The following is a 6597-nucleotide window of genomic DNA, read 5'->3' as shown; positions in this document are numbered from 1 at the left end:
TTTGATTCATTTTTTATTCTTTCTTTCTCTCTTTTGGATATCCGAAGGCGACAAGTAAAACCCTGTCATCACCCCGATTTTAGGGTGGTGTATAACTGGGCACTGTCGGATTTTTTTACGCAGCAATCTTCTGAATTTGCCGTCTTTTTAGTAGTTTACATTCAAAATAAAAAGCGTTCGAACAAATGCATAGTCGCATTTACGAACGTTTTTTACTAGTTACTTTTATGTGTTGAAAAATGAAAAAGCTATTCTCTTATTAGAGTGGCTCTGTTACTGGCTAACGGATCTTGTAACAAGAAGGGATCTTCGTCTGTTAGAGCTTTAAAAGGGGTAGGAATCATGATGAATTGATACGAGTTCTTTTCCTGAGTGAGAGAATGAGAACTTATATCGAGAGACAGTTCTTTTTCCTCCTCAGAACCTAGCGCATCGTATAGGTAAGAGGCATCGTTAATGGGAACTTGTTCAAAGTTCAGCAAGCTTACCAGATAGAAGTCCAGGGCATCCAAATTGCCATTTCCATAATACAAGGTAAAGGGAACCGTTTGATTCGCTCCTAACTGTTCGTTGAATAGCACTTTGTACTTTTCCTTTTTGTCGCTTAATAAAAGTCCGTGAATATTTCTTGTGTCACTCTGGATAGCGTCAGCAACTAGTTCTGGTCGCTCGTCTGGAATAGCATTTATATTTTTGAATAGATTTACTCGTATAGAAAATATGTTGGAAAGGTCCATGGAGACTTCGTAATCTTGTGGGAATGTTTCAGGATCATCAAAAAGCATATAAGTTATGGAATGAAAACCATCCTCTAGATCCAGTAAGGAGATGTCCATTTTGTGGTAGTCGTCTGGCTCAATATCAAAACTGTATTGGCTGGTAATTTCATTCCCAACTTGGAATTCCAGCTGTTTTCCATGGTTGAAAATCACGAGTACAAACGAACCTTTTTCTGAAGTTTTATTTCCTAGCACTAGATCTTTTCGAAAAACATCGTTAGCAACTTCAAAAGTACGGTCGTATTCAAAATCCTGTCCATCATACAATCCTAAGGAAAAAACTTCTTCAACTTTTGTAATCGGTTGTTCAAATGATTCATAGATAGCTTTATCATCCGTTTCGGATACGTGAGAGCAACCCGTCAATAGAAAAAGAAAGATGAGTATGAATAGTCCCTGAATTTTTCTCAAAATATCCTCCTTAAGTTTAGCAATGAAAGCAGCGCGTAAGAACTTTCATACCTAACAACTTACTTAAAAACACCTACCAAATTTATCTAAATATATACATTTTTTTCTAATTAATCAACAGTTTTTTTGAGAAGTCAGTTTCCTTGAAAAGCTGTCGATTTATTCACTTTTAGGTCTAAGGAATATTCGCTTACGCTATCATCACTTTTTTGTTGATCTACGGAAAAGACAGCCAAAGCCGGCTGTCTTTTCTTGCTCTTGAACTACTGGGGAATGAACGTCCATCGAGGACGATCGACCCCATGCTTTTGACTTTGGGGGCGCGTCACTGGGGAATGAACGTCCATCGAGGACGATCGACCCCATGCTTTTGACTTTGGGGGCGCCTCACTATTGAGGCAGCCCCTTGCTTTTGACCTTCGCTCTTACCCTCGGAGAGCACACCTTTATGCAATAAAGTATAGTGTGCTATACTTTACATGGAAGTTGACCGGAATAAGGGGGCGTGTTTTTGTGAGTTTTGCTGTGGTACGGATGCAGAAAATGAAAAGTCCGGATTTAAAGGGCATGCAATTTCACAATCAGCGAGAACGGGAAAGTCGGACGAATCCAGACATCGATCCGGACCGTGAGCACTTGAATTATGATTTGCTGCATCAAGAGAAAATTGATTACAACAAACAAGTAAAAGACATCATCGAGAGCCAAAAAGTAAGTGAGCGAAAAACACGAAAAGATGCCGTGCTCGTGAATGAGCTGCTGGTGACGTCGGACCGGAAATTTTTTGACGGATTAGATCCGGCCGAACAGAAACGGTTTTTCGAGGAAAGCCATAAATTGTTTTCGGAACGATACGGCCAACAAAATATCGCGTATGCGACGGTTCACAACGACGAGAAAACGCCTCACATGCACTTAGGAGTCGTTCCGATGCGTGACGGCAAACTCCAGGGCAAGAACGTCTTTAATCGCCAGGAATTGCAGTGGATGCAAGAGGAATTTCCGAAACACATGCAAACGTTAGGATTTGAGGTCGAACGGGGCATTGCTTCGGACCGGAAACACATCGAAATGAGCCGTTTTAAGGCCTTGACGCTCAATGAGGAGATTAAAACCCTGGAGAAGGAAACGGAAGCCCTTAGAAACGCCCTGACGGCTTCTAAGAAGGTCGATGAGCTGCAAGTCAGCAAACCCACGCTATTTGACCGGAACCACGTGAAATTGCCGGTAGAGGATTTTGAAGCCCTCAAAGCAAGAGCCAAAGCGACCGAAGCTATTGAAAGCACCATCGCGACGCATGAGAAGCAATTTGATGACATGTTTGATGCGGTGGTCTCCAGCGATCGGAAACTGGATCAAGAGAAATCCAAGACAGAACGGCTGCAAAAAGAAAACAGCCAGTTGAAACAAGAAAATCAGGAGTTGCGAAAAGAAAATAAAACCTTGAGAAGCAAGTTGAATCTGTTGGTGGAGTTTGCAAAAACACACTTGGAGAAATTCAAGGAATGGCAAAAAGAGCGTGAGCAAGAAAAACAAAAAACTATGGCTAGAAAAAGAGACCAGGAGTTGGAGCGTTAAGCCAACAACGGTCTCTTTTCTATTTTCGCACAAATACTAGGTATAAAGTAAAAATTTACAAACAATTTAAAAAGATAAAGGGTAAAATAAATCAAGTTGATAATTAAGGAGGATCGATTGTGAAAAAGAATGTTGTTACTTCATTTTTTATGTCCATTATTTTCTTTTGTTTGGGAGTTGTATCTTTAATTTTTGGGTTTAACGGGAATTCTGTTGCCTCTACACTTTCAAGACCCTATGGTGCATCCGTATGGGAGACATCTGAAACCATGATCAATGCCTATATTTATATCCCGATTTTCATTGGAGTATTTTTTCTTATTTTATCTATCATTACCTTTACCATTTCCTTTTTAAATTTCCAAAAAAAATTAGTGTGAGTAGTTCATCGGAAATTATCGCTTCTGAGATAAGGTAAGTTTACATATCCCGACTTATCGGAAGTTCAATAACAGAAAATTGGAGAAGGTGCTGGTCCGCAGCATTTTCTCTTTTATTTTTCTAGCAACCTTTTCCGGAAAAAGAAGATGCAGGATTGATCGGACTCTTATAACATGAAGAAAAAGAAAAGGAGGCGAATGTTCGATGTTGACTCCAAGTGAAGTAAGCGCGAAATTAAAAATCCAACCCTCCACTTTACGGAAGTATTCGGCTTTGTTGGAACAGGAAGGTATCCAGTTCCAACGAACCCATAAAAACGCTCGACTTTATACAGATAGCGAGTACATAGCGATTGAAAGCATCATAGCGGCAGTACATAGCGGTAAAAAATCGCTTGAAGAGGCTGTTATAGAGGCATCTAAGGGTTTGAAAAAGAGTGTCTCCGTAGCGCCACGCGAGCGCGATAGCGACGACATAGCAGCTGCTACGCTGGAGGAGGTCAAAAGACTAAAAAACCAGCTACAGCAACAAGAAGAGCGTCAAAAAGAACGCGATATGATGTTTGTAGAAATATTGGAGAAAATGCAGAAGAAGATTGATCAGATAGAAGAGCAACAGAAGCAATTACTTGCACCAGTACCGGAAGAACTGGAGTTAAAAGCGCCAGAATCGTCCTCACAAGAGGAAGAAAGCGAACCTGAGACAGTTACGCCCAAAAAAGACACGCGAAGTTTATGGGCCAGAATATGGAACAAATAAAAGGCACTGATTTAGAGGAATTGAATGTAACTTAAGTGCAGTTAAGTTACATTCACACTGAAAAATTCCAGTAGAAACGTACTGAAGGAGTGATTGCATGGAGAATCTGGCTATTGATTTTGAATTGGATCCGTTATTGAAATTGGATAAAAAGCTAATTCGACAGAAAAACGGAAAATTATTGATTGATGTGCAAGGGGAATTAACCATTCATATTGGTCATTCGTGTTTCTTTCATGAACCGTCCTTAGCGTTGCTTGAACTGGGTGTTGCTTTAAAAGAGTGGAGAGCGAAAGATTCCGAAGGAGAAAATGATTTTTATTACTTCACGATGGAACATGATGAAAGGGAAGGACCTATTTTATCTTTTATTAGAAAAAGCGAAAATGAATGGCAGCTCTTTTCAATTTGGCAAGAATTTGAACACGAAAGCACGATAGCTTCTGAGGTGTTGTTAAAAGCAGTAGACCAGTATTTAACTAAACTAGAAGATATTTTGTTGAGGAAGTTCAATATCAAGTATTCATACTTCACTCGATTCTGATAAACCGAATGTAACTTAATGTGAATTAAGTTACATTCAATTCAAGAAATTTGTTTCGAAAAAGGAGCATATAAATTGATGGATTTACAAGAATATTTACATACTACTTTTCCTGGGCTGGTTTTAAAGCCAAGCCTTTATCTTCAATGGAAAAATGGTATTCATTTCGAACTGGGATTAGGAATTTATCAGTTTGAAGAAGGGGACAAACTGAATCTACACCGGTTTGAAAATGCATACAAGCAAACCTTGGCAATCTTTAACGATCTTTTTTCTAAAGAGGATGAATTGGTTTTAGTAACGAATGTCTATCACCGAAAAAATGCCAACGGAAGAACAAAACCTTTCAAGGTATATAAAAATGGCGTCAAAAATAAAAAATTGGCTTTACAACTAAAGCTGAGCACACTGCCCTATGTTTTCGATGAGGAAGAAGCAGAAGACTATTATACGGCGCAGTATCATTTGAAATGCAGGAAACATGACTTGCATTATCCTCAGCTGATCCAGGCTGCCTGTAACGAAGATTTTCCCTTGAAGCCTAAATTTAGAAGAGAAAAGGGGATGTATTATCCTGATACTTTTTTCATCAACCTCACCAAAAATGCTATCTTCTTTATTTACGATGATCGAGGCTGTGAAGTGATTGCAGCTGATAAAGAGACGTTACGGCCGTTGTATGAAAAATACTCTGATTGGCTCTATGAGTATAACCGCGAAGATATGAAACAATTATTTACGTAACCGGTTAGGTCCAGGGAAAATAATATGCTATTGCTTTGATCTGAATGTAACTTATTACTAATTAAGTTACATTCAAAACCCTGATTCCATTGACTTCCCGAGAAAAACGAGCGAAACTGATTTTACGAGAAAAAATGATACATTCAGATCCCTGACTTTCCTGCGTTCGCTTTTCCTTGGCGGCGCTCTTTTCTTTTGACCGAAATGCCTTGAGTAGTTCGCTACATAAGTTAATCCGTAAAAAAAACCAAGCTCACTGCGAGCAAAAGGAGACCGCACATGTTTTTTCGAAATATGACACCAGCCGAGAAAAAAAGTTCAAATCAAGCCGTTCAAATAAGTTATTTATTTCTCCTTGTCGCTCTTTTAGGGCATGCAATCTATTCTCTAATTTTCTTGTCCGAATTTAATGCCTCCTTTTGGATCTTGATGAGTGGTTTTGTGGTGAATATCATCAGCGAACTTTTCTTCCGTAAGCGGTCAGAAAGAGCCTCTCATGAGTAAACAAAGTGAAATTAAAGATGTGCAGCCGATTCGGTCGCTAGAAAAGATCGAGGACATGAAATGGAGCCTAAAGAAATGGTGCAGCGAACGGGATTACATTCTGTTTCTCTTGGGCATCAATTCCGGCTTGCGTGTCGGGGATCTGTTAACCATCAAAACGAGTGAGATCCAGGGCAAGCAAGTGGTGTCGTTGCGTGAAGGAAAGACCGGAAAACGCCGGACCATTCATCTCGGAAACATTTACGAAGAACTGGATGCCTATATTCGCACGTTAGAAGGCGCTGAGTGGCTTTTTCCGAGTCGTAAGGGAAATGGACCCATTACACGCGTTCAAGCGTACAGACAGCTTCAGAAGGCCGCACAGATGGTCGATATTTCGGTAGGGATCGGTACGCACACCTTGCGGAAAACATTTGGGTATTGGCATTACAAGCAGTTTAAAGACATTGCCGAGCTGCAGAATATCCTCAACCATGCGCATCCGCAGATCACCTTGCGTTACATTGGCATCACAGACGAGCAAATTGAGAGCAATTTAAAAGCATTTCGCCTGTAAAACTCCCATCATTTCTCTGCGGAGTTTTTTTGTTTGTCAAAAAAAGGCTTCTAAGGGGGTTAGAATTGATTTTAAAGATGAACCCTTAGTTCTCTTCAATCTTGGTCTTAAAATCGTTTTAAAGGGGGTTCTGTGCGTTCTATAGATGCATCAGGAGGGCGATTCACTTTGTCTTCTGTAAAATCAATGATTTTATAGAAAAAGTCATGGCGATCTGAGAAGGATTTTTGAAATGCCACACTTTCGGTCCCTATTATTTGCCCACCACCACCAGCTCGCGCGCGTACGCGTGTTGTTGGTGTTTTTAATTACTTTGTTTTAATTGTTTTAACTGTTTTAGG

The 6597-nt window shown here is 39.9% G+C and carries 7 protein-coding genes; 6 read left to right on the top strand and 1 reads right to left on the bottom strand.

Annotated features, from left to right (window positions below; genetic code table 11):
* Positions 1-248 precede the first annotated feature (248 nt).
* Positions 249-1190, bottom strand: coding sequence for a hypothetical protein (locus tag ON064_RS16380; RefSeq protein WP_274625605.1), 942 nt, complete (start codon positions 1188-1190; stop codon positions 249-251).
* Positions 1191-1703: 513 nt separating this feature from the next.
* On the opposite strand from ON064_RS16380, the gene mobV reads away from it, so the two are divergent.
* From mobV to ON064_RS16350, 6 genes are all read left to right on the top strand, one after another.
* Positions 1704-2768 carry a MobV family relaxase gene (mobV, locus tag ON064_RS16375; RefSeq protein ID WP_274625604.1) on the top strand — a complete coding sequence of 355 codons (1065 nt, stop codon included), beginning with the start codon at positions 1704-1706 and terminating at the stop codon, positions 2766-2768.
* A gap of 119 nt (positions 2769-2887) precedes the next feature.
* A complete protein-coding gene (locus ON064_RS16370; protein ID WP_274625603.1) occupies positions 2888-3148 on the top strand; it encodes a hypothetical protein in 261 nt (86 codons plus the stop codon).
* Between the two features lie 205 nt (positions 3149-3353).
* Positions 3354-3908 (top strand): MerR family transcriptional regulator, encoded by a 555-nt coding sequence (locus ON064_RS16365; protein ID WP_274625602.1) that lies wholly within the window; start codon positions 3354-3356, stop codon positions 3906-3908.
* 97 nt (positions 3909-4005) lie between these two features.
* Positions 4006-4452 carry a DUF7878 domain-containing protein gene (locus ON064_RS16360; RefSeq protein WP_274625601.1) on the top strand — a complete coding sequence of 149 codons (447 nt, stop codon included), beginning with the start codon at positions 4006-4008 and terminating at the stop codon, positions 4450-4452.
* Between the two features lie 78 nt (positions 4453-4530).
* Positions 4531-5196, top strand: a complete 666-nt coding sequence (locus tag ON064_RS16355) for a DUF3885 domain-containing protein (RefSeq protein ID WP_274625600.1) — start codon at positions 4531-4533, stop codon at positions 5194-5196.
* Positions 5197-5692: 496 nt separating this feature from the next.
* Positions 5693-6256, top strand: a complete 564-nt coding sequence (locus tag ON064_RS16350; protein ID WP_274625599.1) for a site-specific integrase — start codon at positions 5693-5695, stop codon at positions 6254-6256.
* Positions 6257-6597 lie beyond the last annotated feature (341 nt).

It is taken from the genome of Planococcus sp. A6 (assembly GCF_028823615.1).
In the GTDB taxonomy this organism is placed as follows: Bacteria; Bacillota; Bacilli; order Bacillales_A; family Planococcaceae; genus Planococcus.
Note: the sequence above shows the minus strand (reverse complement) of the source record. Positions and strands in the feature narration are given on the sequence as shown.

Coding starts and splice junctions, on each gene's coding strand:
- ON064_RS16365 (WP_274625602.1), top strand. CDS start 3,354: ATGTTGACTCCAAGTGAAGTAAGCGCGAAATTAAAAATCCAACCCTCC.
- ON064_RS16360 (WP_274625601.1), top strand. CDS start 4,006: ATGGAGAATCTGGCTATTGATTTTGAATTGGATCCGTTATTGAAATTG.
- ON064_RS16350 (WP_274625599.1), top strand. CDS start 5,693: ATGAGTAAACAAAGTGAAATTAAAGATGTGCAGCCGATTCGGTCGCTA.
- ON064_RS16355 (WP_274625600.1), top strand. CDS start 4,531: ATGGATTTACAAGAATATTTACATACTACTTTTCCTGGGCTGGTTTTA.